This window comes from Roseateles sp. AC306 (assembly GCF_979253795.1).
Genome location: NZ_CEEDEB010000010.1, coordinates 147,248 through 172,388, shown reverse-complemented (window position 1 = coordinate 172,388; position 25,141 = coordinate 147,248). Strand labels below are relative to the sequence as shown.

The following is a 25,141-nucleotide window of genomic DNA, read 5'->3' as shown; positions in this document are numbered from 1 at the left end:
GCCATCCGCGCTATCGTTGGCCCCTCCCCTCCAACGCGAGACCCCCCGATGCGCCTCGTCCTCCTTGCCGCCCTGACCCTGGCCGCCGCCACCGCCGCCCAGGCCACTTCGTTCGCCTCCTCCGCTGCGGGGGCCGGTTCGGCCTCGTCGGGCAGCGTGTCCGACTCCTTCAAGGCTTCGTCCGGCAGCAGTGCCGGCGGCGAGCGCCGTGCCGAAGGCCGCTACCGCGTCACCGACGTGGCGCAGGCCGAGGCCGGCAAGCTGCGGCTCACGCTGGCCCGCAACGGCGCCCCCAATGCAAACGACACTGTCGAGCTGACCCTGCCCCAGCAAGCGCTGGCGGCACGCGCCGTCAACGTGGGCGACGAGGTGCAGGCCACGCCCCAGCCCTATGGCACGGCCTTCGCGCATGCCGACACCGGCCAGGCCTTCTTCCTGGTGCTGGAAGACGCCTGGCACCGCGAGCTGGCCGCGCGCGTCGTCAAGCCTTGACCCGCCTGGCAGCAGCGGCCCTGCTGCTGGCCGCTGCCGGCGCGGCCCAGGCCGGCTCCTCGCTGCCGCAGGGCTGCGACCGCCCCATCACCGTCACCGCCACGCAGCAGGACCGCCTGCTGCGCTTTGCCGCCGTCATCCGCGAGGCGCTGGCGGCCTCGGGCAGCCAGGCGGCGCTGATCGCCCGCTCGGGCACCGACCTGTCCCGCTTCGGCCTGCGCTACTCGCACGCCGCCGTCGCGCTGGCCGACGGCCTGGGAGACGGCCGGAACATGCCCTGGGCCGTGCGCCAGCTCTACTACGCCTGCGCCGAAGGCCAGGCGCGGCTGTTCGACCAGGGCCTGGCCGGCTTCGTGACGGGCAGTGACGACGCGCACGTCGGCTACGTCAGCCTGCTGCTCCTGCCGCCCGAGGCCGCAGCGCCGCTGGCCGCCACGGCCCTCGACAAGCGCATCGCCCTGGGCCTGTTGAACGCACGCTACAGCGCCAACGCCTACCCCTTCAGCACGAGCTACCAGAACTGCAACCAGTGGGTGGCCGAACTGATCGCTGCGTCCGCCGCCGGCACGACAGGCATGACGACCCGCGCCGACGCCCAGGCCTGGCTGAAGCGTGAGGGCTATGCGCCCGAGCCGGTGCATGCCTCGCCCTGGCTGATGCTGGCCGGGCGCTTCGTGCCCTGGCTGCACTTCGACGACCACCCGGCGGAGCAGCTGAACGCCGGCACGGTGCAGACCAGCCTGCCCGAAAGCGTCGAGGCCCTGGCGCTGAGGCGCTGGCCGACCGCAAGGCGCCTGGAGTTCTGCCACGGGCCGCAGGGCGTGGTGCAGCGCGAGGGCGGCTTGCCGCTGGCGGCCGGTTGCGTGCCGCAGGACGGTGACCGCGTCACCGCCTTGAATTGATCAGGCGGTGACAAGAAGCGGTGGCTGCACCTGGTTGCGGCCGGCCTGCTTGGCGACGTACAGCTGTTCATCGGCGCGGCTCAGCAGGTCTTCTCCTCGCTCGCTGCTGCGGTACTCGGCCACCCCGAGGCTGGCCGTCACACGCAGGACCTGCCCGTTCGACAACTCCACCCGCAAGGTCTGCTCGATCTGCTGTCGCAACCGCTCGGCAACATCCTGCGCCTGTGACAGGGGCGTCTCTGGCAGCACCAGCACGAACTCCTCGCCGCCATAACGCGCCACCCAGTCGGAACTGGCACGCAGCGCATCGCGCAAACACCGGCCCAGGGCGCTGAGCACCTTGTCGCCGACGGGATGGCCGTGGTTGTCGTTGATGGCCTTGAAGCGGTCCACGTCACAGAACACCAGTGACAGCGGCCGCCCATAGCGCTCGGCGTGGGTCAGCGCCTCGGGATACTTCTGCGTGAACGCTAGACGGTTGTGGCACCCGGTGAGCGGGTCGGTGATGGACAGTGTCTTCAGCGTGTCCAGCGCGGTCTGCAGCTGTTCGGTGCGCTGCGCTACATGGGCGTCGAGCTGCTGGACATGCTCTGCCAGCCGCTGCTGCATGCCGGCAAAGCTGGTTGCCACCAAGTCGATCTCGTCCCGCGTTCGGCCTGCACGTCGCGACAGCTGAAGACGCTCACCCAAACGGCCGGCGTCCAGGTGATTCAGAAATTCCGTGATCTGGCGCATCGGCCGCTGCAACTGGCGGCGCACGACCATGAGCGATGAGACCAGCAACAGGATCGTCAAAAGCAGGCACGGCAATACTGCTTGCACGACGGCCTCGGCCACGTCCCGCCGGATGGCGTCGTGATCCACGACGACCTTCAAGACGGCAAGCTGACGGCCTGCCCAACTGGGCCCCCTGCTCTGGACGGTCTTCGTGCCAATCCAGGACCCGTGCACCGTAGTCACCGTGGTGGAGCCTTCAGCTGGCGCATGTTCCGGCGGAAGGACGACGGGAAAGCTCAATGGGTCCGGCGCGTCACGCAGCGCCTTGTCGCCGCTGCCGACTAACGTGACATCGCCCTCCAGCACGGATGCATAGCCCACGCCCCGTATCAAGAGCGCCAACTCGAGCTGCTCCTTCACGGCTTCGGGATTCACTTCGTACACAGCCAGCGCCACGCCTCTCGCAAGCACAGTGACGTAGCGGTGCAGCTCGCTCTGCAAACGAGATTCCGCTTCTCGCCGCGTATGCAGGCCTTGCAGCAAGCCCACCACCAACGCTCCGACCAGCCCCCAGAACAGGATGGCGCGAGTCAATCGAACAGTGACTGGTTGAAAGCGGATCTCTTGCATGGCAGCGTGTGAGGAAGAGGCCGAGATGTTAGAGACCACCGCCTCTGTGCCTGCGGCCGGCATGCCGTCCTTTTTCACGGGAATGCCGTTTCATGTCGAGCAGGTCGAAGATCAGGCGCGCTCGGCCCGCCAGGCGCTGCCCAAACCAACCTATGGTTCCCCGCCACTCGACAGAAGTGCGGATGCCAAACGCGCCGCCCCTGCGCACAGTCCGCCCCACAAGATCACTTTGTCTTTGGGGCTCATATGGACGAACTGCTGGACCGGGTCGCAGACGCGACGCCGGAGGTCACCACCACCTCCACGAACGACGGCGCCGAGCTGCAGGGCTCGTCCTTTGACTATCTGACAAGACCCGGCACCGATCTGGCCGCCAAGGCGCAGGCCTTCCATGCCTGGGCGCAGACGCGGGTGTCGCACGGCGTGTTCCCTTATGCCAAGCGCCTGGGCGGGCGGCCGGGCGCCACGGCCGAACTGATGCTGCTGGACGGCCAGCGCCATGCGGGGTTGAACTTCTCGTCGCAGGAGTACCTGTCGCTGGCCCACCACCCGCTGGTCTGCGCGGCGGCGCAGGCGGCGATGGCGCGCTTCGGTGTGCACAGCGCCGGGTCCACGGCGCTGGCCGGCAATGTCGAGGAGGCCACGGCGCTGGAGGGCGAACTGAGCGAGCTGCTGCGCACGCCCGAGGTGTTGCTGTTCCCGACCGGCTGGGCAGCGGGCTACGGCGCCATCAAGGGCCTGGTGCGCGAGACCGACCACATCGTCATCGACCAGCTCGCCCACAACTGCCTGCACGAGGGCGCGCGCGCCGCCACGCCCAACATCCACCTGCACCGGCACCTGGACGCGGACCACGTCGAACGGGTGCTCAGGCGCGTGCGCCAGCGCGACCCGCGCAACGGCATCCTCGTCGTCACCGAGGGCTGTTTCTCGATGGACGCGGACTCGCCCGACCTGCGGCGACTGCAGGCGCTGGCCCGCGAGCACGGCGCCCTGCTGATGGTGGACGTGGCGCATGACCTGGGCTGTCTCGGCCCGGGCGGCACCGGCCAGCTCGGCCTGCAGGGCATGCTGGGCCAGGTGGACCTGGTGATGGGCTCGTTCTCCAAGACCTTTGCGTCCAACGGCGGCTTCGTGGCCAGCCACGACCCGGCGATCAAGGCCTACCTGCGCTTTTACGCGGCGCCCAACACTTTCTCCAACGCGCTGTCGCCGGTGCAGGTGGCCGTCATCCGCACCTGTTTGGCCATCGTGCGCTCCGGCGAAGGCCAGCAGCGGCGCGACCGGCTGATGCGCGCCATCGTCGGCCTGCGCGGCGCGCTGACCGAGCAGGGCATCACCGTGCTCGGTCATCCCTCGCCGATCGTGCCGGTCATGCTCGGCAACGACGCGCTGGCCCGCGTGGCCAGCCGCGAAATGGGCCAGGCCGGGCTGCTGGCCAACTTGGTAGAGTACCCGGCCGTGTCGCTGAACAGCGCGAGGCTGCGCATGCAGGTCATGGCGGACCACACGCCAGCGCTCACGCAGACGGCGGCGCGCATCGTCGCGGACGCTTTGCAGCGTGCGCGGGCGCTGACCGACGTGCTGCAGTGACGCCGCTCAGTCTCGAGAAGGGATCTTGAGGCCTCGCTGCACGGCCGGCCGCGCGAGGAAGGACTGCAACACACGGTCCACTTCCGGGAAGTCGTCGTAGCCGACGATCTCCCGCGCGCCGTAGAAGCCGACGAGGTTGTTGACCCACGGGAAGGTGGCAATGTCGGCCACGGTGTAGTCGTCGCCCAGCAGCCAGGCCTTGCCCTTCAGGTGGCCGTCCAGCACGCCGAGCAGGCGGCGCGCCTCGGCCACGTAGCGGTCGCGCGGCCGCTTGTCTTCATAGTCCTTGCCGGCGAACTTGTGGAAAAAGCCGAGCTGGCCAAACATCGGCCCGATGCCGCCCATCTGGAACATCAGCCACTGCAGCGCCTCGTAGCGGCGCGCCGGCTCCTGGGGCAGCAGCAGGCCGGTCTTGTCGGCCAGGTAGATCAGGATGGCGCCACTCTCGAACAGCGGCAGCGGCACACCGCCGGGGCCACGCGGGTCGATGATGGCGGGGATCTTGTTGTTCGGGTTCAGCGACAGGAACTCGGGGCTGAGCTGGTCGTTGGTGTCGAACTTGACGAGGTGGGGCTCGTACTCCAGGCCCAGCTCCTCCAGCGCAATGGCCACCTTGACGCCGTTGGGCGTGGGCAGCGAGTAGAGCTGCAGACGGTCAGGGTGGGCGGCGGGCCATTTCTGGGTGATGGGGAAGTCGCTGAGCTGGGTCATGGCGGGGGGCCGGAGATGGGATCCGCGCGACTTTAGAGGCGCTGGCGGCGGTCTGCATTGGCCGTAGACGGGCCAGGGCTTTGCAGCCTGAATCAGCGCCGCTCGTTCAGCAGATGGCGGGCGCAGGCAATCGCGATCGCCGCCGCGCCGCAGGCCAGGCAGCTCCAGTGCAGCGCCGACAGCGACACCAGCCCGAGCAAGCCGTTCGCCGCCGACAGCGGTTGCAGCGGCTGGATGTCGGCGTGCATGAAGCTGTCCAGCAGCACATGCGTCCAGGCGCCCAGCGCCGCACCGATGGCCACCTGGCGCATCGTCAGCGCCGGCAACGGCCGCTTCACGCCGGCCCTGCGCAGCAGCCAGAAGGTCGCCACGATGGCCAGCGCGGCCAGCGTCGCGCCGACGTAGGTGTGAAAGAAGGCGTGCACCGGGTCGCGGCCGTGCATGAGGTTGTAGAGCGACTCCACGTCGATCAGCACATTGGCCGCGCAGAAGGCCAGGAAGCTGACGTGGCGCGGCGCGATGGCGTGCAGCGCGGCGCCGGGGCCGAAGTGGAAGGGGGTGATGGGCATGGCGCGGGACCATACCGCGCCCCCGCGTGAAAATGCTCCGCATGTCCACCGCCGCCCCTGCCCCCGCACAGCCGTCGCGGCTTGCGCTTTATCTGCAGCTGATCCGCTGGGACCGCCCCGCCGGCTGGCTGCTGCTGCTGTGGCCCACGCTGGCCGCGCTGTGGATCGCCGCGGACGGCTTCCCCGGCTGGCATCTGCTGGCCGTCTTCACGCTCGGCACGGTGCTGATGCGCTCGGCCGGCTGCTGCGTCAACGACGTGGCCGACCGCGACTTCGACCGCCATGTGCAGCGCACCGCGCAGCGGCCGGTAACGACGGGGGCGGTGTCGGTGAAGGAGGCCTTGCTGCTCGGCGCGGCCCTGGCGCTCCTGTCCTTCGGCCTGGTGCTGACGACCAACCCGCCGGCCATCCTGCTCAGCTTCGCGGCACTGGCCGTCGCCATCGCCTACCCGTTTGCCAAGCGCGTGCTGGCCATGCCGCAGGCGGTGCTGGGCATCGCCTTTTCGTTCGGCATTCCGATGGCGTTTGCCGCGGCCCTGGGCGGGGCCGAGTGGAACCTGCGCTCGGTGCCGCTGGCGGCCTGGGCGCTGATGCTGGCCAACCTGTTCTGGGTGCTGGCCTACGACACCGAGTACGCGATGGTGGACCGCGACGACGACCTGCGCATCGGCGTGCGCTCCTCGGCCATCGCGCTGGGCCGTTGGGACGTGGCCGGCATCATGATCTTCTACGCCACCTACCTGGCGATGTGGACGGGCCTTGGGCTGCGCCTGGGCCTCGGGCGATGGTTCGTGGCCGGCATGGTGGTGGCGGGCCTGCAGGCGCTGTGGCACTACACCTTGATCCGCCGGCGCAGCCGGGCGGAATGCTTCAGGGCCTTTCGTGCCAACCACTGGCTGGGCTTTGCGGTGTTTGCGGGCACGGTGGTGGATCTCGCGCTGCGCTGACTAGCGGCGGTGAAAAATAACGCCCAGTCGCTGCGCCACGCCGGCCGGGCGCCGCGTGGATTTGCGCTTACATTGCCTCGCGAATTGCAGGGAGTGACGAGATGTTGAAAGCGATCCGCGGTGCCGCCACGCTGGCCACCGTGCTGGGCCTGGCCCTGAGTGGCTGCGGCGGGGGAGGTGGTGGCAGCAGCCCGACGGGGTCGACCGGATCCACTGGGTCAACGGGCAGTACAGGTAGCTCAGGCAGCTCAGGCAGCGCCACGGCCGACGTTGCAGGCCCGTCGGCCAGCTTCGCGCAGCAGTGCGCTGCCAACAACACGCTCGCGGCGGCGAACCTGCGCACGTCCACGCTGGACAGCGAGAAGAAGTGGCTGCGGGCCTACTTCGACGAGGCCTACCTGTGGCGCGACGAGGTGCCGCGCGTGGACCCGAGCCTGCCCACCTACAGCGGCAGCAACAGCTACACCGCGATGGACACGTACTTCGAAGCGCTGAAGACGCCGCAGTTGACCGCCTCCGGCGCACGCCGCGACAAGTTCAGCTTCACCTACCCCACCGCCGAGTGGGATGCGCTGTTCGACAGCGGCGTCGAGGCCGGCTACGGCATCGAATGGAAGATCACCCACGAGACCCCGCCGCGCAAGGTCTTCATTGCCTACGTGGAGCCCGGCAGCCCGGCCGCCTTGGCGGGCCTGATGCGTGGCGACCTGCTCTCCGTGGCCGACGGCACCAGCGCCGACGTGCCTGACGACGCGGGTGTGGACCGGCTGTACGCCGCGCTCTACCCGGCCGCCCTCAACGCGACACGCACCTTCGTCTTCACGCGCACCGATGGCTCGACGATCACGCGCAGCCTGACCAGTGCCAACGTCACCAAGACGCCGGTGCCGCTGGCCAGCGTCGTCACGACGCCGGCCGGCACACGCGCCGGCTACCTGGTGTTCAACGACCACCTCGCGCCGTCCGAGGCCCAGCTCATCACGGCGATGCAGGGCTTCCAGGCCCAGGGGGTGCGCGAGCTGGTGCTGGACCTGCGCTACAACGGCGGCGGCTATCTCTACATCGCCAGCGAACTGGCGACCATGATCGCCGGCACGGGCGCCACCGCCGGCAAGGCATTCGAACGGCTGTCCTACAACAGCAAGCGCAGCAGCGAGAACCAGACGACGCCGTTCTACGACACGGCCTGCAACCTCGTCGGCAGCCGCTGCACCAGCGCAACGCCGCTGCCGATGCTGAACCTGACGCGCGTCTACGTGCTCGCGCAGTCGGGTACCTGCTCGGCCAGCGAGGCCGTCATCAACGGCCTGCGCGGCGTCAACGTGGAGGTCGTCCTCATCGGCGGCAAGACCTGCGGCAAGCCCTATGGCTTCAACGGCCGGGACAACTGCGGCGTCACCTACCTGCCCATCGAGTTCGTCGGCGTCAACGCCAAGGGCTTCGGCGAGTACGCCGACGGCTTCGAGCCCACGTCGGGCACGGACAGCGGCCGCATGGTGCGCGGCTGCACCGTGTCCGACGACATGACGCGCGCGCTGGGCGACACCCGGGAGGCGATGCTGGCCACGGCGCTGGGCCACCTCGACACCGGCCTCTGCCCGGTGCTGCCGGGCCTCGGCGCCAGCGTTCGTGCGCAGAGCGCCAGCACCGGCGAAGGCGGCGTGGCGCTGCACCAGAAGAGCAACCCGGCGCGCAGCAACCGCGTGTGGTTGCCGCGTTAGTTTCGGCATACATTGCCCGCGACTTGTCTGGGAGTAGACCGATGTCGAATGCAATCCGCGGAACCTGGACACTGGCCGTTGCCTTGGGCCTGGCCCTGAGCGGCTGTGGCGGCGGAGGCGGCCCGGCCGGCACACCCATCCTGGGCGGGTCGACGGGTTCTTCCGGCTCGTCAGGTTCTTCCGGCAGTTCCGGCAGTTCGGGCAGCACTGGCAGCGCCTCGCCGGACCCGGCCGGCCCCTCGTCCAGCTTCGCTCAGCAATGCGCGGCCAACAACACGCTGGCCGCCGCCAGCCTGCGCACGTCCACGCTGGACACCGAGAAGAAGTGGCTGCGCGCCTACTTCGACGAGGCCTACCTGTGGCGCGAAGAAGTACCGCGCGTCGACCCGAGCGGGGCCGGCTACAGCGGCAGCGACACCTACGTCGCGATGGACGCCTATTTCGAGGCGCTGAAGACGCCCGCCCTGACCGACAGCGGCCAGAAGCGCGACCGCTTCAGCTTCATCTACCCGACCGACAAATGGAACGCGCTGTTCGACAACGCCATCGAGGCCGGCTACGGCATCGAATGGAAGCTGACGAACGCGACGCCGCCGCGGCTGGTCCGCATCGCCTACGTGGAGCCCGGCAGCCCGGCCGACCTGGCGGGCCTGGTGCGCGGTGACCAGCTCATCAGCGCGGACGGCACCAGCGCCGACGCGGCCGACGAAGCCGGCGTGAATGCGCTGAACGCGGCGTTGTTCCCGGACAAGGCGAACGCACTGCACAGCTTCGTCTTCATGCGCGCCAGCGGCGCGACGATCACGCGCAGTCTGACCAGCGCCGACGTCACGAAGACGCCCGTGCCCATCGCCCGCGTCGTCACGACGCCGGCCGGCACGCGGGCGGGCTATCTGCTGTTCAACGACCACATCGCGCCGTCCGAGGCCCAGCTCATCACGGCCATGCAGTCCTTCAAGGCCCAGGGCGTGGGCGAGCTGGTGCTGGACCTGCGCTACAACGGCGGCGGCTACGTCTACATCGCCAGCGAGCTGGCCACCATGATCGCCGGCACCGCGCGCACCGCCGGCCAGGCGTTCGACACGCTGAAGTTCAGCGCCAAACGCAGCAGCGAGAACGAGACGACGCCCTTCCTCAGCTCGTCCTGCGTCCTCGTCAACAACAGGTGCACGAAAGAAGAGCCCCTGCCCCTGCTGAACCTGAGCCGTGTCTACGTGCTGGCGCAGGCGACCACGTGCTCGGCCAGCGAGGCCATCGTCAACGGCCTGCGCGGCGTGGGGGTGGACGTCGTCCTCATCGGCGGCAAGACCTGCGGCAAGCCCTATGGTTTCTCGGCCAAGGACAACTGCGGCATCAGCTACTTCCCGATCGAGTTCGCCGGCGTCAATGCCCAGGGTTTCGGCGACTTCGCGGACGGCTTCGAGCCCAGCGCCGGCGGCACGGCGGGCACACGCTTCGTCAAGGGCTGCAGCGTGGCCGACGACACCGGGCACGCCCTCGGCGACCCGGCCGAAGCCATGCTGGCGTCGGCCCTGGGCTACATCGATGGCGGCAGCTGCCCGGTGCTGCCGGGCGCCACGTCGAGCGTGCGCACGCAGCGTTCAGCCAGCGGCGAAGGCGCCGCCGCCCTGGTGCTCAAGCGCCACCCGGGCCGCAGCAACGCCATCTGGCTGCCGCGTTAACGAGCCCCTCGCCCAAGGCGGGCCGGCTTGGGAGCGGCCCGGCGCTCGGCCCGAAGAGGGCTCACTTCTTGTTCACGCCGCCCGGGAACTTCGCCCGGATGGCGTCGGTCCAGGCCAGCAGCCCCAGCGTCTCGCTGTGCGGCATGCGCGGGCTCTCCAGCAGGCCGGCGCGGATGCAGGTCTGCGCCTCGGCAATCTCGCCCTCGAAGCCGTTGATGACGTAGGGCGCCTCGATGCGCTGGGCCGGTTCCTTGCGCGTGACCAGCTCGACGGCCTCGGAGCCCCAGAAGTCCATCGGGAAGCGCAACCCCGCCTTCGTGCCGATGGCCTCGAAGGCATTGACCGACGAGGCGTCGAAGCCGCAGCGGAACTGCGATGTCACGCCGCCTGGGAAGTGGAACGTGGCCGTGACCGAGGCGTCGACGCCGGTGGCCGCGAGCGTGGCGGCCACGTCGATGGACAGCGGCTCGGGGCAGACGCCGTCGTTCATCTGCTGCAGCACCCAGCGCGTCACGGCCAGGTTGTAGATGCCGATGTCCCACAGCGAGCCGCCGGCCAGCGCCGGGTTCCAGCAGCGATGCGTCAGGTCGGCGGGGCCGGTGAAGCAGAAGCTCGACACCATGGCGCGCAGCTCGCCGATGGCGCCCTCGCGCAGCATGCGGCCGGCCACGTCGTAGGCCGGAAGGAAGCGCGTCCACATCGCCTCCATCAGGAACACGCCCCGCTCGTGCGCCAGATCGATCAGCTCCTGGCCTTCTTCCAGCGACGTGACCAGCGGCTTCTCGCACAGCACGGCCTTGCCCGCCAGCAGCGCGGCGCGGATGTATTCGCCGTGGTTGGAGTGGGGCGTGGCGATGTAGACGGCGTTCACGGTCGGGTCGGCCAGCAGGTCGGCCAGGTCGGTCGTCACGCGCGCCGGCTCGCCGCCCGCGCGCCACTGCTCGGCATAGGCCTGGCCCTTGGCCGCGTCGCGCGCGAATACGGCGCCCAGGCGCGCGCCCGGCACGGCGGCGAGGGCACCGGCAAAGCGGTTGGCGATGCCACCAGGGCCGATCACGCCCCAGTTGAATGTTTGATGGTCATGGGCCATGGCTGAGTGCCTTTACGAGGTCGGATTGCGTGAGGATGCCGACGAGCCTTGCCTGCTCGCCGACGATGGGAAGGTGGTGGTGGCCGGTGGCCGAGAACAGCGGCACCAGCTCGGCAATGGCCCGCTCGGCGCTGGCCACGCGCACTTGCCGCGTCATGATCTGGCCGACGACTTCGGGCTTGGTCGAGTGCGTGCTGGGCGAGGGCTTGAGCAGCGTCTGCAGCCGGCCGGCCAGGCCCTCGCGCTGCTCGCCTTCAGCCGCGCGCATGAAGTCGGCGCGCGTGACGATGCCGACGATGCGCTGCACGCGGTCCACCACCGGCAGCGCCTTGATGCGGTGCTGCTGCAGCAGCGACCACGCCTCGGCCAGCGGCGTGCCGAACTCGACGGTGATGACGGGTGTGGACATGATGTCCGCGCAGCGCAGGCCGCCGAGCCGTTTGCGGTAGCTCAGCAGCTCGGCTTCGTGCAGCAGGCCGGCGAGGTCGTCCCGCGGTACGTCCAGCACCTGGTTGTAGCGGGCCAGTACGGCGTCCAGTTCGGCATCGCCAAAGCGCGGCGGCGCCACCTGCGCGCCGGGCGCTGCCGCAGGCGCCGTCACGTTCTGCGCGTGCGGGTAGCGGCGGCCGGTCAGCGTGTTGTAGGCCATGCCGGCCAGCACCAGCAGCAGCGAGTTCAGCGCCACGGGCACGAAGGCGAATTGCCAGTCATGCGTGGCGGTCAGCACCATCAGCAGGCCGGCCGCGCCGCCCGGCGGGTGCAGGCAGCGCAGCAGGAACATCAGGGCGATGGACAGTGCCACGGCAATGGCCGCCGTCGGCAGCGCCGGCAGTGGCAACCAGTTCATGCAGGCGATGCCGACAAGCGCCGACACCGTGTTGCCGCCGACAACGGCCCAGGGCTGGGCCAGCGGGCTGGCCGGCACGCCGAAGACGAGCACCGCGCTGGCACCGATGGGTGCCACCAGCCAGGGCAGGCCGGCCGGCATCGCCGCCCGGCTCAACAGACCGGCGCACAGCAGGCCGAGGCATGCGCCGAGCACGACGCGCAGGCGCTCCTGCGCATTGACGGCCTGCGGCGCGGGCCGCAGCGCGTTCAGCAGGCTCAGCGCCCGAGCGGAAAAGGTGGCAGCAGGAAGCATGTTCGGCAGCGTCGCCCCGGGTGTTGGACCCGGGACGGGCGCCGATTGTGCGACCCGCAGCGGTACGCGGGGTTACGGCTGGTCGACAGCCGATCAGCAGGCTCTCAGGCCTTGCCGAGCAGCGCGCTCATCTCCACCTTCAGCACCAGGGCCTGGGCGCGGCGCTCCTTGGTCGCGGCGCGCTGGTAGGCGGTCTCGGCTTTCTCGCGCAGCGCGACGGCGCGTTCCAGCGCCTCCTGGTAGCGCTCGATGGTGTAGGTGTTCTCGGTGCCGATGTAGACGCTGCGCGCGAGCGGCGTTTCGCCGAAGCGGGGCAGGGTTACCGCGAAGCTGCAATCACGGACACGACTCCCCGCTCGCTGGCGAACGATGGGGCCGGAGATGCCCGACGGCAGGTCGCTCTGTTTCTTGCGGCTGGGCGTGCGACGCAGGCGCGAAGGCGCCGGCATCGTCGCGATGCGTTTGAGCAACTCCTTCGTGGCCAGGGCCAGTGCGCGCCGTGCGCCGCTGCCGTCCTGGCTATGGTCGGAATAGAGCTTGGTGCCGCCGTAGCGCAGCTGCCAGCCATGGGTGGAAAGATGGTCGATGCGTTGAATGCACTGCGGCACCAGAAAACGCTCGCCGGTAAAGATCGCCACGTCACGGGTCTTCATGTTTTTAGCCCCACAAGTTCTGCCCGCCTGCATGTCTGCGGCCGGTCGTCTAACGCCCCTCTGCTACGGCAGAGTTTATGAGCCTTGTCCGAGGCGCCGCTAATTTATGACTCCATGAAAACATTTCCATCGCCACAAAGTCAGCTGGCGGACAGCTAAACCCTCAACCCGGGGGGCGGGTGTCTATCTAGAGACAGTCGGCCCGCGATGCCCACAACGATCACGCGCCGTGCCGCATCGCCTGCTGTTCGCGATAACGCCTGGGCGAGCAGGACATGACACGTTTGAAAGCACTGCTGAAGGCGCTGTCGGAGTCGTAGCCCAGGCGTTCGGCGATGGAGGAGATGGTGGCATCCGCCTGGCGCAGTTCGCGGGCGGCGAGCAGCATGCGCCAGCGCAGCACGTACTCCAGCGGCCCTATGCCCATGGCCTGCTTGAAACGTTGGGCAAAGGTGGAACGCGACACCGAGGCGAAACCAGCCAGCGACTCGACGGTCCAGCGCCGCTGCGGATGGGCATGGATGGCCTGCACGGCCGGCCGGACCGTGGCATCCGCCTGTGCGCTCAGCCAGCCCGGCGACATCGGCGCCTCGGCGGCGAGATAGAGCCTGAGGAACTGCACCAGCATCATGTGGGCCAGGTTCTGGATCACCAGGGCCGTTCCGGCGCCGGGTTGCGACAACTCCTGACCCAGCAATTGCAGTGACCACTGCAGCACCTCGGCCTGCGGGGTGCTGCGCTCCAGCAAAGCCAGTGGTGGCAGGCCGGCCAGCAGCAGGCCCACGTCGTCGCTGAAATCGAAGCGCCCGCCGACCAGGAAGAACTCTTCGCCCGCGCCCAGCGTCAGCACGCCGTTGGCCGCCGTCGCGAACACGGCTGGCCCGTCGAGCGGGGTCACGTCGGGGTGGCTGGCCAGCGTGTAGGCATGCGGCCGGGTGATGAGATAGCTGTCTCCGGCCTGCACTTCGCGCCAGCCCTGCACGCCGTCGATGGACAGCCAGCATGAGCCCTGCAGCACCGCGTGGAACTTGAGGCCCGCGGGCGGCGGGAAGCGGACCGCCCATGCACCGCCCGCCCGCACCCCGGCAAAGAAGGAGTGCCGCGTGCTCAGCAACGAAAGCACTTGCGAGAGAGGGTCCAAGGGCACTCCGGACGATCGCGACAGGAAGCCGGACTCTAGGGTATTCAACCGATCGGGCTCGCTCCACAGAATCGAATCCATCACCTGATGGAGCCCGCTTGATGGACAGAAGACAAGCCTTGCAGACCCTGTTGGCCTCGTGCGGTATCGCGTCGGCGGGGTGCGCGCCAACCCGCGGCTCGTCGGCGGCCGACGGCCTGCGGGTCATGACCGTGAACGGCTGGATCAACGCCAGCGACCTGGGCGTGACCCTCACCCATGAACACCTGTTTGCCGACCTTCGGCCCGCCGCGGAGCAGGCCGCACAGCCGCTCACGGTCGACCTCGACGAAGCCGTGCAGCTGCTGCTGCCCCATCTCCAGCAGGTTGCGCGCCAGGGCTGCCGCAGCCTGGTGGAGTGCACCGCCACCAACCTCGGGCGCCATCCGCGCCTGATCCAGCGGCTGTCGCAGGCCAGCGGGTTGCACATGCTCACCGTCACCGGCGGCTACGCGGCGGCCGGCCGTCGTTTCGTGCCGCGGTACCTGGCCGAGCAGTCGGCCGGGCAGCTCGCCGCGCGTTGGACGCGTGAATGGACCACCGGCATCGACGGCACCGAGATCCGCCCCGGCCTGATCAAGATCGGCGTGGATGAAGGCCCGCTCGAAGGCCTGGAGCTGAAGCTGCTGCAGGCCGCGCTGCAGACGCACCGGGACACCGGCCTCACCATCGCCTGCCACATCGGCGCATGGACCGAGAAGCACACGGAAGCCGGCCGCTCGGCCATGCAGCAGCTCGGCGCGATCCGCCAGGCCGGCGTGAGCCCGTCGGCATGGATCTGGGTCCATGCGCAGCATGAAGGCGACCTGCAGCACCACGTGTCCATCGCGCGGCAGGGTGGCTGGATCTCGTTCGACGATTTCCGCGTCGAGCGGCTGGCGCGTTATGTGGAACTGCTGCAGACGATGCGCCGCGAAGGCCTGCTGCACCGCGTGCTGGTGTCGCAGGACGCCGGCTGGTACACCGCCGGGCAGCCGCGCGGCGGCACGATCGCGCCTTACGACCCGCTGTTCACCGTGCTGCTGCCGGCCTTGCGCGCGGCGGGCTTCGGCCAGGCCGACATCGACACCCTGCTGGTGAGCAACCCGGCGCAGGCCTTTGCCGTGCGCGTGCGCACCGCCTGACGCGCCCGCTCAACGGCCGCGTTTGCCCGTGCGCTTGCCGGGGTGCTTGCCCGCCAGCCCCGGCACGAACAGCTCCATCACCCGCAGCTGCGCGCCGCAGCGGCTGAACACCGAGTTGCGCGACCACAGCATCTGCGCCGGCATGGCCTGGCCCGTGGCGGCCTGCCACTGGCGCGCGGCATGGCGGCGCGTGTGACCGTTGCGCGAAAGGCGGCGCGGCTGCAGCTCGCTGCGGTGAATGCGGTCATCGTCGTAAAGCAGATGCGCCAGCGGCCGGGTGCCCAGGCCCTTGAGCGCCCGCCAGGGCCCGATGGTGGCGCGCTGGTGCACGGCCGAGCGGGCCCAGACCAGGGGCTCGCCGTCCACGCGCAGGATGACCTCGCGCACCACCGTCAGCCCGCGCGGCGGCAGGCCCAGCGCGGCGCGCTCCGGCGCGCGGAACGGCGCCACGCGCTGGCGCAGCAGCTGCACGCTGAAGCGCTCGCCGAGCCGGGCCAGGCGGCGGCTCAGCGAGCCCGGCGCCCGCAGCCAGTCGCGCAGGCTGTCGCGGGTGGCGATGCCCATGTTCAGCCGAACTCTTTGCCCAGTTCTGCCGCGCGCCGTTGCGCCGCCAGCACCGCACGGCGGATGGCGGCGTCGACGGCGTCGGCCTGCAGGGACGTGACGGCCGCGTAGGTTGTGCCGCCCTTGCTCGTCACGCGCTCGCGCAGCGTCGTCGGCGACTCGTCGGACGCCAAGCCAAGCGCAGCGGCACCGGCGCAGGTGGCCAGGGCCAGGCGCTGGCCCTGCTCGGCGGTCAGGCCCATGTCGACGGCGGCGGCCATCATGGCCTCGACGAAGAAAAAGAAATAGGCCGGGCCCGAGCCCGACAGCGCGGTCACGGCATCGAGGTCATCCTCGCGGTCCACCCACAGTGTCTGACCGGTCGGGGCGAGCAGTCGGTCGACGGCGGCGCGCTCATCGGCGGACACGGCCGGGCGCGCGTACAGGCCGGCGATGCCCTGGCCGATCAGGGCGGGCGTGTTGGGCATGGACCGCACGACGCGCTCGCTGCCCGAAGCGGCCACCAGCGAATCGGTGCGGATGCCGGCCATGACCGACAGCTGCAGCGCGCCACTCACCCAGGCCTTCAGAGGCGCGGCAGCCTCGGCGAAGAGCTGGGGCTTGACGGCCCAGACGACAGTGGCGGCGGACGCCAGGCTGGCGTCACCCGCTGCCAGCGGCTGCAGGCCGAAGTCGGCCGCGAGCTTGTCGCGCTGCGGAGCGTGGGGTTCGACGACCAGGATCTGCGCGGCGCTCATGCCGGCGCGCAACAGCCCGCCGATGACGGCGCTGGCCATGTTGCCGCCGCCGATGAAGGCAATCACTTCTGAACTCATGGGGCGCGAGTCTAGAGCCGCTCCCGGGCGGCGGCACTCGGCGACACTGCCGCCCCAATGCTCTGCCTGCTGAAGACCCCTGCCTGGGCGCCCGACGGCGAGCCGCCGCGCCTGCTGCCGCCGACCGTGCCCGGCGCGCTGATCGTCGTGCTCGGCGTGAGCGAGGCCGGGCTGCCGCGCGAGCGACTGGCCGCCCTCTTCTGGCCCGACGCCGCGCCCACCGACGCGCTTCATCACCTGCGCGTGAACCTGCACCGCGCCCGCACGCTGCTGCGCGGCTGGGGCGTCGACGACGGCTTGCAGGCCCAGGGCCAGAGCGTGCGGCTGACGCTGCCGACCGACCTGGCCCGGTGGCGGCCCAGCGCCGTCGATGGCCCGCCGCTGGACCCGGCCGACTGGCCGCAGGGCTGGCGCCTGGCCGGCTACGACGGCTTTGCGCAGTGGTGCGGCGACACCGCCCAGGCCCTGCACCGGCGCTGGCTGCGCGACAGCCGCGCGGCCGCCCCTGAGCCCTCGATTGCCCCGGCGCCCCCAGCACGCGATGCCGAACACCAGCGCCTGCGCCACAGCGCCGCATCCGCCCTGCTGCTGCTGGGCGAGGCCGGTGCCGGCAAGAGCACGCTGCTGGCCGCCGCCTTCCCGCATGCGCCCTGCCTGCGCGGGCTGGAGGGCCTGCACGGCATGCCCTATCGCCCGGTGCTTGAGGCTCTGCGGGCGCGCACGCCGGCGCTCCAGGCCGCGCTGGCCGACGCCGCCAGCCCGCTGCGCCCCTACCGGCTGGACCTGGCCCGCCTGCTGCCCGAGCTGGCGCCCGACGAGCCGCTGCCGCCGCTGGACGCGCTGACCGCTCAGGCCCGCCTGGTGGAGGCGCTGACGCGCGCCTTCGAGGCCCTCACGCCGGTGCTGCTGGTGGACGACCTGCAGTGGTGCGACACCGCCACCGTCGAGTGGCTGCTGCTGCTGGCCCACGGCGACCGCCTGCGCTGGCGGGCCGCCGCACGCGGCCACGAGATGGGTGCCGACATGCAGCAGATGCTGCAGCCGCTGCGCACCGGCGGCCGGCTGGAGACGCTGGACCTGGCCGCCCTGACGCGCGCCGACCTGCCCACCGTCTGCCGCGCCCGCTGGCCGGGTAACGACTTCGGCGACGAACAGCTGGACCGCCTGCACGCCCTCAGTGCCGGCAACCCGTTCGCCCTGGGCGAGCTGGTGGCGGCTGGCGCACCGGTCGCGCAGGGCAGCGACGCGCTGCCGCAGCGCGTGCGCCAGATGGTGCAACGCCGGCTGCAGGCGCTCGGCAGCCCCGCGCGCCAGGCCGTGGAGGCGGCGGCGGTGTTCGTGCAGGCCGTGCCCGAGGACGGGCTGCGCAGCCTGGTGGGCCTGCCCGAAGGCGACGCCACCTGGACGCAGTGCCGCGACGAGGCCCTGGCTGCGGGCATGCTGCGCGCGCAGGCGCCGGGCCTGGCCTGCTCGCACGACCTGATCCGCGAGGCCACGCTGGCCGGCCTGCCCGCCGCCCGCCGTGCGGCGCTGCACCGCCACGCCGCGCTGTGGCTGGCCCAGCAACCGGGGGCGGACGCAATGACCATCGCCGAGCACTGGCGCGCGGCCGGCGAGCCGCAGACCGCGCTGGCCTGGCGCCACCAGGGCGCCGAGCAGCTCAAGGCGCGCGGCCGCTTCGACGACGCGCGCAGCGTCTGGCAGGAGGTGGCCGACGAGTCGCTGGACGTGGCGCAAAGCCTGCGCGCGCGGCTGGAGCTGGCCGCCTGCGACCTGCTCGAAGACCTGGCTCGTGGCGAGGCCGCGCTGCTGGCCATCCAGGCCCAGCTGGACGGCGTGGCCGACCCCGACCAGCACCGCCTGATCGAAGGCCGGCTGCGCGCCGCGCTGGTGGACAACCGCGTCTTCGCCGGTGACCTGGGCCAGGCCATGCGCCATGCGACGCGGCTGCGCGAGCTGCTGCCCGCCCTGCCCGAGGGCGAGCGCATCCACGCCTACGAGGTGCTCATCGAGCTGGCCATGCGCGAGCCCGACATCCCCGCCGCCTGGGCGCTGCTGGCGCGGCTGCGCGAGGCCGCGCCCCGGCTGCCGACGCTGCTCAGCTTCGAGGGCCAGATCCACTGGTTCGGCGGCCAGGTGCGCGCGGCCTACGAGGCGCTGGCGCGGCTGCTGGAGCGCCACCCCGACTTCTGCCGCGGCATCACCATCGAGAACGACCTCGCCGTCATGCTGTACGCGCTGGGCGAGCTGGCACCCGCCGAGGACATGGCCCGGCGCAGCCTGCAGAGCTGGGCCGGCGTGGCCCACACCGAGACGCTGTCGCTGCTGGTGCTGGGCAGCGTGCTCACGTCGGCCGGCCGCCACGCCGAGGCCGAGGCCGCGCTTCAGCAGGCACTCGGGCTGGCTCAGGCCCAGTCCAGCGCCGGCTTCGAGGCCGAGGCCCGGCTGCGCCATGCGCGGCTGCTGCTGCAATGCGGCCAGGCCACCGAGGCGGCGCAGATGCTGGCCGCCGCCGCGCCGCTGCTGCGCGGCAGCCGCGAGCCGTTGCGGGTGTCGAACTGGGTGCTGGCCGTCGTGCTGACGGCTACTGCGCAGAAGCAGCAGCCGGCCGAGGGTGAACTGGACCGCCTGCGCGAGGTGGCCACGCGCAGCACGCACCCGCTGGTGCACGCGCGGCTGGCGCGTGTCGACGTGGCGCTGGCGCTGGCCGCCGGTGATGCAACGGGCGCCCTCGCGGCGGCCGAGCGCCAGGCCGAGGTGGCCCGCGCCGCCGGCCTGCAGGAATGGCTGGCCGAGGCCCGGCTGCTGGCCGTGGAGGCGCGCACGCTGGCCGGCGACGCACCCGCCGCGCTGCGCCCGCTGGTGTGCGAGGCCGAGGCGCTTGCGGCCCGCCTGGGCCTGGCCGTGCTGCACGGGCGCGCTGCCGCCTGGCTGGCCGCTCACGCATAGCCGCGCTGACCCCCGTCTGCGGGGGTGGCCGGGTGCCCGCAGGCCCCGCTTTGAGACGCCGCTGAGACGGCTGTGAGACGGGCGCCGGGCAGCATGGCCCTCCGTGTCGATACCCGCCAGCGAGCCCACCATGCCCATCCCGTTCCTTCGCCGAAGCCTAGCCGCCCTGGCTCTGCTGCTGGCCGCCCCGCTGGCATCGGCCGCGCTGGTCACCTACACCGTGCAGGGCAGCTTCACCGGCGCCGCCAGCGACGACGCCGCGCTGATCGCCGCCCTCAACCCGCTGTTGACCGGCCAGCCGCTGACGCTGACCGTGACGCTGGACACCGCCGTCGCCGGCAGCCCCCTGCCGGGCGGCGCGACGCTGTACCGCGCAGTCACCGCCTCGACGGCCCAATTCGCCGGCTTCGACAGCACGAGCGGCAGTTGCCCCAGCGTGTCGGAACTCATCTGCACGGTGCAGGTGCAGGACGGCCAGACGGCCCTGGTAGACCCGGACCGCTTCAGCATCTTCCCGGCCATTGCGCACTCCGACGCGCTTGACGCTGCGGCCGGGCTGGGCCGGCACCTGGACCTGCAGTTCATGCTGTTCTTCACCGACTTCTCGGCGCTCGCGCTGACCGATGACAGCCTGGGTCTGGATCTCTCGGCCATCAACCCAGCCTTGATGGCCGGGCAACTTGGCGTGTTCGCAAGCAACGGCCAGGCCTTCGACCGCGCCAGCTTTGCGTTCCGCGTCAGTCGCATCAGCACTGGCGGCACCGACGACGTCCAGGCCTTGCCCGAACCCGGCAGCCTGGCCCTCGCACTGCTCGCACTCACCGGCCTGGGCGGCCTGCGCCGCTCCACCGCCGCACACCGGAACTGACCATGACCCACCGCCACCTTGCCCTGCGCGCCCTCCCTGCGGCGCTCGCCCTGATCGGCCTTTTCCCCGCCCCCGGCGGCGCGGCCGTGCACCCATGGACCGGCGCGGCCAGCGCCAACTGGAGCGATGCCGCCAACTGGGTCGGCGGCCTGCCGCCGGCTGGCAACGACACCGAGCTGGTGCTGGACAGCGCAGCGCGGCCCATCAGCTTCAACGACATTGCCGGTGGCTTCACGCTGCACGGCCTGACGCTGGGGCCGAGCGCGCTCGCCCCCACGCTCAGCGGCCAGGCGCTGCGCTTCCAGGGCGACGGCGCCTTCCTGCGCCTGCAGTCCGACGGCGGGCACGGCCGGGTGCAGACCAACCTGGTGCTGGACAGCACCCTCCACGTCGACGGCGGCCCCAGCCTGACCAGCCAGCTCTTCCTGCAAGGCGGCATCAGCGGCGGTGGCGGCCTGAACGTGTTGAGTGGCCGCACCGTGCTCAGCGGCGCCAACAGCTACACCGGCACGACCACCGTGGCCAGCGGCGCGACGCTGGGTGCCGGCGGCAGCAGCCTGGGCGCCCACACGGCAGTGCAGGTGGCCGCAGGCGGCGAGCTGCAGCTGGTGGGCGCCGGCGGCAACAGCGCCAATGCGTCACGTGTCAGCGCGCCGGTGCAGCTCGCGGGCCTGCTGTCCAGCAGCGCGAAGAAGGTGCTCAACTTCCTGGGGCAGCCGGTGGCCGGCGCCAGCGTCGACGGGCCCGTCACGCTGACGGCCGATGCCCGCATGCTGGCCCTCGGCGCCACAGGCGGCGGGGTGCAGGCCAGCGAGCTGATCGTCAGCGGCGCGGTGCAGCGCGCCGGCCATGCGCTGACGCTCCAGACCGCCGGCAGCAACAACGCGCTGCGCATCAGCGGCGCGATCACCGGCAACGGCGAGCTGCTGCTCAAGCCGACCGGCGGCCAGGTCGGCGTGGCCAGCGTCGCCGGCGACGGCGCCGTGCGTGCGACAGGCGCGGGCGGCTCGGTGAGCCTGGGCACGGTCAGCGGCGACGGCGCCTTCGAGGTGGCCTTCGACGAGGGCAGCTTCGGCGACGTCACGAGCACCGGCGCGATCAGCGGCGCGCGCCCGGTGCGAGTCAGCGGCGGCACCCTGAACCTGGGCAGCCTCGCGCACAGCTTTGTCGGCACCGTGCAGATGGTGGGCAACGGCAACGTCACGGCCGCGCACGAGAGCCACCTCGGCGCCGCCGCCAACACGCTTCGCTTCGACCAGGGCGGTGGCCTCGAGCTCACCGGCAGCGCCTCGCTCAGCCGCGCCGTTCTCACCACTGGCGGCATGGCGAGCGTGATCGTCGAAGGCAACACGACCGGGACGATCAGCTCCGTCATCACCGGCAGCGGCGGCATCGCCTTCGACAACTTCGGCGTGCGCAGCGCGCTGACGATGACCGGCAGCAACAGCTTTGAGGGCGGCCTGGGCATCGGCGCCGGCATCCTGATGCTGTTTGCCAACGACGCCAACCTCGGCGCGGCCGGGGGCAGCATCACGCTGGGCGGCATCCTGTCGCTGCCGGGCAGCTTCACGCTGGATAGGCCGCTGGAGGTGCGCAGCCCCACCGCCAGCGTCAGCGCGGCCTCGGCGGGCACGCACCGCCTCACCGGCCCCATCACCGGCAGCGGCACGCTGAACCTGGGCGGCAACGGCGCGACCACCGTCTTCGTGCTGGCCGGCAACGCCACGCACAGCGGCGGCGTGAAGCTGGCGAGCGCGACGCTGGCACTGGACAGCGACACCCGCCTGGGCGCCGCCACCGGCGTGCTGGACATCGGCCGCGCCAACGGCCTGAACAACCTGCCCGGCACGCTGCGCGCCACGGCCGAACTGGCCATCGCCGCCACGCGCAGCACGAGCTTCCGCAACATGACGGTGGACACGAACGGCTTCGACGTCGTCTTCAACCAGCCCATCAACGGCCTGGGCATGACCAAGGCCGGCGCCGGCACCTGGACACTGAACACCGCCAACAGCAACGGCAGCGGCGACAACCTCGTCAATGTGTTGCAGGGCACGCTGGCCCTGGGCGTGGACGAGGCGCTGGGCCAGCGCAGCCTGGTGGAGGTGGCCGCCGGTGCGAAGCTGGCCCTGGGCGGCCATGTGCTCACCCTCACCACGCTGAACAGCGAGGCCGGCAGCGTGGTGGACCTGGGCACGGGCGGCACGTTGCGCCCGCTGTTCGGCACGGTGGGCGGCACGCTGCAAGGCCAGGGCAGCCTCGCCATCGGCCGCGCGGGCTTCTCGGCCGGCAGCGTCACGCTGGCCGGCGCCAACAGTTTCAGCGGCAGCGTGGCAGTGACGCACGGCAGCCAGCTCACCGTGGCCCACGTGCAGGCGCTGGGCGCGGCCGGCAACCTGCTGACGCTGGACAACGGCACGCTGGCCACCAGCTCGGCACTGGCCGGGCCGCTGGTCATCAGCGACGCGATGAACGTGCAGATCGGCGCGGGCGGCGCGGGCTTTCATGCGCAGGGCCAGTCCATCGTCATCGAACGCCAGCTGACCGGCAGTGCACCGCTGCGCATCCAGGGCGGTAGCCTGCCCGGCGACGGCAGCGCCACTCCCGTCGACGTGCGCCTGGCCCACCGCAGCAACAGCTTCACCGGCGACCTGCAACTCGGCGACCCGCAGGGCTTTGGCAGCGCGGTGGTGGGCATCACGGCCGACGGCTCGCTGGGTGCGGCCGGCAACAAGCTCGTCCTCGGCAAGCGCCATTTCGACGGCGAGACCACGCGCTCGGCCGAGGGCGGCCTGCGTGCCTGGGATTCACTGACGCTGGCCGCCAGCCGCAGCGTGCTGCTGGACGGCATCTCGGGCGAACGCGCCGGCTTCATCGACACCAACGGCCACACCGTCGTCGTCCAGGGCGCCATTGGCGAACTGAGGTCGGGGCTCGGGCTGCTCAAGACCGGCGCCGGCACGCTGGTGCTGAACGGCGTGCAGGGCTACAGCGGCGACACGCTCGTCGATGCCGGCACGCTGGGCGGCCATGGCGAGGTGCAGCGGCTGGCCATGCAGGCCGCCACGCTGGCGCCGGGCGAAAGCGCGGGCCTGTTCGGCGTGCGCGAGAACCTGAGCTTCAGCAGCGGCGCGCTGCTGGACATGGAGCTGGGCGGCCTGGCGCGCGGCAGCGGCTACGACGCGCTGGACGTGGGCGGCAGCGTGGACCTCGGCGGCGACACCGTGCTGCGCCTGAGCTTCATCGGCGGATTCACCGCACTAGCGGGCCAGCAGTTCCAGCTCATCAATGCCGGTGGCGGCCTGTTCGGCGACTTTGCCAACGTCGCCGACGGCGGGCGGCTGCTGATGGCCGACGGCACCGGCAGCTTCGTCGTGCACTACGGCAGCGGCCAGGGCCTGGTGCTGAGCGACTTCAGCACAGCGGCCGTGCCCGAGCCGGGCAGCTGGGCGCTGCTGCTGGCGGGCGCCGGGCTGCTGGCCTGGCGGCGTCGACAGCTGCGCACCGATTAAGGCCGCGCCAGTCGCTACACAAAGCAGCGACATGGCGCGGTTAACGTCGCGGCCATGACGCCTCATCGCCTCGACCGTCGCACGCTACTGCTCTGCGCCCTCGCCCTGGCCGGCTGTGCCGGTGGCCCGCCCGCGCCCAAGCCCTGGGCCGAGACGGCCACGCGCGAGCTGGGCCTGTCGCTCGCCAGCTTCGAGGCACTGGGCCGGCGCGTGACCGTCACCCGCAGCGCCAGCGCGCCGGCGGCGACACCGGTCGTCGTCTACCTGCCCGGGCTGGGCCAGGGCAGCCAGGTCGGCGACAGCGGGCAGCGCTGGGCCGCGGCCTGGGCCCAGGCAGGCTACACGGTGCTGGCCGTCCAGCCGCTGGAGGCCGATGCGGCGGCCTGGCGGTCGGAGCTGTCGCGCACCGGCGAGTTCCGCGAGCTGGGCCTGCTGCACTACGGCGACGCACTGCGCGCCGACCGCCTGGCCGCGCTGCGCCGCCTGCTGCCGGCCCTGCGCGCAGCGCAACCGGCGCTGGACTGGGGCCGCGCCGCACTGGCCGGCTACGAGACCGGCGCGCAAACCGCGCTGGACGCACGCGGCGACGCCGGCTGGCAGGCCGTCATCGCCATCAGCCCGCCGGCCATGCAGGCGCCGAGCGCAGGTGCGGCGACGCTGCTCATCACCAGCGACGTCGACCAGGATCCGCTCGGCCTTGTGAGGCGCCCCGCCGAGCGGCGCCAGGCCTTCGACGCACTGGCCCCGGGCAGCGGCTGGTTGCTCAACCTGGGCGGCGTGCCGCATGCGGCGCTGGCCGGCACGCTGGCGCCCCAGGGCTGGCATGAGCAGGATCAGCACCGCCATCAGGCCGGCGGCGGCATGGTCGGCCGCGAGCGCGGCAGCGGCGGCCCGCAAGGCCCGGCTGGCGGTGGCGGGCGCGGGCCACGCAGTGGCAGCGCGACGGAGGCCGCGCAGATCGACGTGGGCGAGGGATTTCGCCTGAGCCGCGCCTTCCTGGATGCGCAATTGCGCGGCGCGGCGATGCCGGCCAGCGCGATGCTCAGCGCGCGTTAGGGCCTGTTAACACTACGGGAGCAGGCCGCGTTGTGGCCAGAAAGCCCGCGAGCAAGGCGCAAAGCGGAGCCGGGTTGTACACCCGGCGAGCATTTGCAACGCCGCGCGCGGGCTTTCTGGCCACAACCCGAAGGGAAGGTCCTCCGCCAGGGGCCACTCGGCGTTGCACCGCTTGCTCGCATATCAATGCGAGCGGCGCGCTGCGCCTTGATTGGCCCCTGGCGG

The 25,141-nt window shown here is 71.4% G+C and carries 20 protein-coding genes; 11 read left to right on the top strand and 9 right to left on the bottom strand.

The window, feature by feature from the left end:
• Window positions 1–48 precede the first annotated feature (48 nt).
• Window positions 49–492, top strand: coding sequence for a hypothetical protein (locus AC0IZJ_RS19410; RefSeq protein WP_471852956.1), 444 nt, complete (start codon window positions 49–51; stop codon window positions 490–492).
• Window positions 489–1,394, top strand: coding sequence for a DUF2145 domain-containing protein (locus AC0IZJ_RS19405; protein WP_471852955.1), 906 nt, complete (start codon window positions 489–491; stop codon window positions 1,392–1,394). The genes AC0IZJ_RS19410 and AC0IZJ_RS19405 overlap by 4 nt, the downstream gene beginning before the upstream one ends.
• On the opposite strand, the gene AC0IZJ_RS19400 is transcribed toward AC0IZJ_RS19405, so the two are convergent.
• Entirely contained in the window at window positions 1,395–2,741 is a 1,347-nt protein-coding gene (locus AC0IZJ_RS19400; protein WP_471852954.1) for a GGDEF domain-containing protein, read from the bottom strand. It lies immediately after the preceding gene.
• Between the two features lie 246 nt (window positions 2,742–2,987).
• On the opposite strand from AC0IZJ_RS19400, the gene AC0IZJ_RS19395 reads away from it, so the two are divergent.
• Window positions 2,988–4,334 (top strand): aminotransferase class I/II-fold pyridoxal phosphate-dependent enzyme, encoded by a 1,347-nt coding sequence (locus AC0IZJ_RS19395; protein ID WP_471852953.1) that lies wholly within the window; start codon window positions 2,988–2,990, stop codon window positions 4,332–4,334.
• Window positions 4,335–4,340: 6 nt separating this feature from the next.
• Here the strand turns inward: AC0IZJ_RS19395 and AC0IZJ_RS19390 are convergent, their stop codons facing one another.
• The gene (locus tag AC0IZJ_RS19390; protein WP_471852952.1) at window positions 4,341–5,045 is read right to left on the bottom strand and encodes a glutathione binding-like protein; all 705 of its coding nucleotides are present in this window, start codon (window positions 5,043–5,045) and stop codon (window positions 4,341–4,343) included.
• 92 nt (window positions 5,046–5,137) lie between these two features.
• Window positions 5,138–5,614, bottom strand: coding sequence for a hypothetical protein (locus tag AC0IZJ_RS19385; protein WP_471852951.1), 477 nt, complete (start codon window positions 5,612–5,614; stop codon window positions 5,138–5,140).
• A gap of 41 nt (window positions 5,615–5,655) precedes the next feature.
• On the opposite strand from AC0IZJ_RS19385, the gene ubiA reads away from it, so the two are divergent.
• From ubiA to AC0IZJ_RS19370, 3 genes are all read left to right on the top strand, one after another.
• On the top strand, window positions 5,656–6,561 hold the full coding sequence (gene ubiA / locus AC0IZJ_RS19380; RefSeq protein ID WP_471852950.1) for a 4-hydroxybenzoate octaprenyltransferase: 906 nt from the start codon (window positions 5,656–5,658) through the stop codon (window positions 6,559–6,561).
• 101 nt (window positions 6,562–6,662) lie between these two features.
• Window positions 6,663–8,282, top strand: coding sequence for a S41 family peptidase (locus AC0IZJ_RS19375; RefSeq protein ID WP_471852949.1), 1,620 nt, complete (start codon window positions 6,663–6,665; stop codon window positions 8,280–8,282).
• Between the two features lie 41 nt (window positions 8,283–8,323).
• A complete protein-coding gene (locus tag AC0IZJ_RS19370) occupies window positions 8,324–9,964 on the top strand; it encodes a S41 family peptidase (RefSeq protein ID WP_471852948.1) in 1,641 nt (546 codons plus the stop codon).
• A gap of 61 nt (window positions 9,965–10,025) precedes the next feature.
• On the opposite strand, the gene AC0IZJ_RS19365 is transcribed toward AC0IZJ_RS19370, so the two are convergent.
• The 4 genes from AC0IZJ_RS19365 to AC0IZJ_RS19350 all read right to left on the bottom strand — a co-directional run bounded on the left by AC0IZJ_RS19365 (window position 10,026) and on the right by AC0IZJ_RS19350 (window position 13,995).
• The gene (locus tag AC0IZJ_RS19365; RefSeq protein ID WP_471852947.1) at window positions 10,026–11,054 is read right to left on the bottom strand and encodes a Gfo/Idh/MocA family protein; all 1,029 of its coding nucleotides are present in this window, start codon (window positions 11,052–11,054) and stop codon (window positions 10,026–10,028) included.
• Window positions 11,044–12,195 (bottom strand): HPP family protein, encoded by a 1,152-nt coding sequence (locus AC0IZJ_RS19360; protein ID WP_471852945.1) that lies wholly within the window; start codon window positions 12,193–12,195, stop codon window positions 11,044–11,046. The genes AC0IZJ_RS19365 and AC0IZJ_RS19360 overlap by 11 nt, the downstream gene beginning before the upstream one ends.
• Before the next feature lie 104 nt (window positions 12,196–12,299).
• The gene (locus AC0IZJ_RS19355; RefSeq protein WP_457417941.1) at window positions 12,300–12,848 is read right to left on the bottom strand and encodes a hypothetical protein; all 549 of its coding nucleotides are present in this window, start codon (window positions 12,846–12,848) and stop codon (window positions 12,300–12,302) included.
• Between the two features lie 220 nt (window positions 12,849–13,068).
• Window positions 13,069–13,995: an AraC family transcriptional regulator gene (locus AC0IZJ_RS19350; protein WP_471852944.1), complete on the bottom strand. Its 927-nt coding sequence runs from the start codon at window positions 13,993–13,995 to the stop codon at window positions 13,069–13,071.
• 95 nt (window positions 13,996–14,090) lie between these two features.
• Here AC0IZJ_RS19350 and AC0IZJ_RS19345 point away from each other — a divergent pair, with 95 nt between their 5' ends.
• A complete protein-coding gene (locus AC0IZJ_RS19345; protein ID WP_471852942.1) occupies window positions 14,091–15,152 on the top strand; it encodes a phosphotriesterase family protein in 1,062 nt (353 codons plus the stop codon).
• Between the two features lie 9 nt (window positions 15,153–15,161).
• Here the strand turns inward: AC0IZJ_RS19345 and AC0IZJ_RS19340 are convergent, their stop codons facing one another.
• Window positions 15,162–15,716, bottom strand: a complete 555-nt coding sequence (locus AC0IZJ_RS19340) for a chorismate--pyruvate lyase family protein (protein ID WP_471852940.1) — start codon at window positions 15,714–15,716, stop codon at window positions 15,162–15,164.
• Between the two features lie 2 nt (window positions 15,717–15,718).
• Window positions 15,719–16,531 (bottom strand): pyrroline-5-carboxylate reductase, encoded by an 813-nt coding sequence (gene proC / locus AC0IZJ_RS19335; RefSeq protein WP_471852939.1) that lies wholly within the window; start codon window positions 16,529–16,531, stop codon window positions 15,719–15,721.
• A gap of 57 nt (window positions 16,532–16,588) precedes the next feature.
• On the opposite strand from proC, the gene AC0IZJ_RS19330 reads away from it, so the two are divergent.
• The 4 genes from AC0IZJ_RS19330 (at window position 16,589) to AC0IZJ_RS19315 (ending at window position 24,916) form a co-directional block, all read left to right on the top strand.
• Window positions 16,589–19,480: an AAA family ATPase gene (locus AC0IZJ_RS19330; protein ID WP_471852937.1), complete on the top strand. Its 2,892-nt coding sequence runs from the start codon at window positions 16,589–16,591 to the stop codon at window positions 19,478–19,480.
• A gap of 130 nt (window positions 19,481–19,610) precedes the next feature.
• The gene (locus AC0IZJ_RS19325; protein WP_471852936.1) at window positions 19,611–20,348 is read left to right on the top strand and encodes a hypothetical protein; all 738 of its coding nucleotides are present in this window, start codon (window positions 19,611–19,613) and stop codon (window positions 20,346–20,348) included.
• Window positions 20,349–20,350: 2 nt separating this feature from the next.
• Window positions 20,351–23,860 (top strand): beta strand repeat-containing protein, encoded by a 3,510-nt coding sequence (locus tag AC0IZJ_RS19320; RefSeq protein WP_471852934.1) that lies wholly within the window; start codon window positions 20,351–20,353, stop codon window positions 23,858–23,860.
• A 54-nt stretch (window positions 23,861–23,914) separates the two neighbouring features.
• Entirely contained in the window at window positions 23,915–24,916 is a 1,002-nt protein-coding gene (locus AC0IZJ_RS19315; protein WP_471852933.1) for an alpha/beta hydrolase, read from the top strand.
• Window positions 24,917–25,141 lie beyond the last annotated feature (225 nt).

What these genes read in the sequence shown, in the direction of transcription:
- AC0IZJ_RS19340 (WP_471852940.1), bottom strand. Translation starts at nt 15,716, where the DNA reads ATGGGCATCGCCACCCGCGACAGCCTGCGCGACTGGCTGCGGGCGCCG.
- AC0IZJ_RS19355 (WP_457417941.1), bottom strand. Translation starts at nt 12,848, where the DNA reads ATGAAGACCCGTGACGTGGCGATCTTTACCGGCGAGCGTTTTCTGGTG.
- AC0IZJ_RS19325 (WP_471852936.1), top strand. Translation starts at nt 19,611, where the DNA reads ATGCCCATCCCGTTCCTTCGCCGAAGCCTAGCCGCCCTGGCTCTGCTG.
- AC0IZJ_RS19330 (WP_471852937.1), top strand. Translation starts at nt 16,589, where the DNA reads ATGCTCTGCCTGCTGAAGACCCCTGCCTGGGCGCCCGACGGCGAGCCG.
- AC0IZJ_RS19410 (WP_471852956.1), top strand. Translation starts at nt 49, where the DNA reads ATGCGCCTCGTCCTCCTTGCCGCCCTGACCCTGGCCGCCGCCACCGCC.
- AC0IZJ_RS19395 (WP_471852953.1), top strand. Translation starts at nt 2,988, where the DNA reads ATGGACGAACTGCTGGACCGGGTCGCAGACGCGACGCCGGAGGTCACC.
- AC0IZJ_RS19385 (WP_471852951.1), bottom strand. Translation starts at nt 5,614, where the DNA reads ATGCCCATCACCCCCTTCCACTTCGGCCCCGGCGCCGCGCTGCACGCC.
- AC0IZJ_RS19345 (WP_471852942.1), top strand. Translation starts at nt 14,091, where the DNA reads ATGGACAGAAGACAAGCCTTGCAGACCCTGTTGGCCTCGTGCGGTATC.
- AC0IZJ_RS19365 (WP_471852947.1), bottom strand. Translation starts at nt 11,054, where the DNA reads ATGGCCCATGACCATCAAACATTCAACTGGGGCGTGATCGGCCCTGGT.
- AC0IZJ_RS19390 (WP_471852952.1), bottom strand. Translation starts at nt 5,045, where the DNA reads ATGACCCAGCTCAGCGACTTCCCCATCACCCAGAAATGGCCCGCCGCC.
- AC0IZJ_RS19315 (WP_471852933.1), top strand. Translation starts at nt 23,915, where the DNA reads ATGACGCCTCATCGCCTCGACCGTCGCACGCTACTGCTCTGCGCCCTC.
- AC0IZJ_RS19370 (WP_471852948.1), top strand. Translation starts at nt 8,324, where the DNA reads ATGTCGAATGCAATCCGCGGAACCTGGACACTGGCCGTTGCCTTGGGC.
- ubiA (WP_471852950.1), top strand. Translation starts at nt 5,656, where the DNA reads ATGTCCACCGCCGCCCCTGCCCCCGCACAGCCGTCGCGGCTTGCGCTT.
- proC (WP_471852939.1), bottom strand. Translation starts at nt 16,531, where the DNA reads ATGAGTTCAGAAGTGATTGCCTTCATCGGCGGCGGCAACATGGCCAGC.
- AC0IZJ_RS19360 (WP_471852945.1), bottom strand. Translation starts at nt 12,195, where the DNA reads ATGCTTCCTGCTGCCACCTTTTCCGCTCGGGCGCTGAGCCTGCTGAAC.
- AC0IZJ_RS19400 (WP_471852954.1), bottom strand. Translation starts at nt 2,741, where the DNA reads ATGCAAGAGATCCGCTTTCAACCAGTCACTGTTCGATTGACTCGCGCC.
- AC0IZJ_RS19320 (WP_471852934.1), top strand. Translation starts at nt 20,351, where the DNA reads ATGACCCACCGCCACCTTGCCCTGCGCGCCCTCCCTGCGGCGCTCGCC.
- AC0IZJ_RS19375 (WP_471852949.1), top strand. Translation starts at nt 6,663, where the DNA reads ATGTTGAAAGCGATCCGCGGTGCCGCCACGCTGGCCACCGTGCTGGGC.